The sequence below is a fragment of the Arhodomonas sp. KWT genome (assembly GCF_010993615.1).
Genome location: NZ_WNXE01000741.1, coordinates 1 through 822, shown reverse-complemented (window position 1 = coordinate 822; position 822 = coordinate 1). Strand labels below are relative to the sequence as shown.

At 68.0% G+C, this 822-nt stretch carries 2 protein-coding genes; one reads left to right on the top strand and one right to left on the bottom strand.

The annotated features are described in order from the left end of the window. Nucleotides 1-116 (bottom strand): LexA family protein (locus G7A99_RS22110; RefSeq protein ID WP_371807659.1); only part of this gene is annotated, 116 nt, incomplete at its 3' end. A gap of 125 nt (nucleotides 117-241) precedes the next feature. On the opposite strand from G7A99_RS22110, the gene G7A99_RS22105 reads away from it, so the two are divergent. Next, the coding region (locus tag G7A99_RS22105; RefSeq protein ID WP_163144138.1) for a DEAD/DEAH box helicase at nucleotides 242-822 on the top strand (581 nt) is incomplete at its 3' end.

Below are 822 nucleotides of genomic sequence, written 5' to 3'. Positions count from 1 at the left end.
CGCGAGCGCAGCCCGAAGGCGCGGCAGATCTCGCCCAGGGTCGGGGCCTCGCCCTCGCGGGCGCAGTCCCGGAGGAATTCGAGGATGTCCTGCTGGCGGCGTGTGAGAACCGGCATGGCGCTTGTTCGTTCTCTTTGGGTTCTATAATCTTTTCATTCTCAACGGGCTCTCCCGCTGATGCAAACGAAAACGGCGGTGTGACGCCGTCATTGAGCCGAGTCGCTGGCAAACGGGGGCACGAATGGGCATAGCGGCAGCGGAAACCGACGACGCGCGCCTGCTCGACCCGGTGCGCCGGCTCGCCGGGCGCCTGCGGCGAAAGTATAGCGGACGAATCACCGGTGAGCTGACGGTGCCCGCGCGGGACGGCCGTTATGCCGATATCCCCGGCGAGCTCGCGCCCGCACTCGCCGGCGCGCTGCGCGCCCGGGGCGTGGCACAGCTCTACAGCCACCAGCGCGAGGCCTGGGACCAGGTCCGCGCCGGCCGGCACACCGTGGTGGTCACGCCCACGGCCTCGGGCAAGACCCTGTGCTACAACCTGCCGGTGCTCCAGTCCGCACTCACGGAACGCTCGAAGGCGCTGTACCTCTTCCCGACCAAGGCCCTCTCCCAGGATCAGGTCGCGGAACTCACCGAGCTCAACCAGGCCGGGGAGCTGGGCATCCGCGCCTATACCTTCGACGGCGACACACCCGGTGACGCCCGCAAGGCGGTGCGCACCAAGGGGGACATCGTCGTCTCCAACCCGGACATGCTCCACAAGGGCGTGCTGCCGCACCACACCAAGTGGGCGCAGTTCTTCGAGTCGCTGAAGTACGT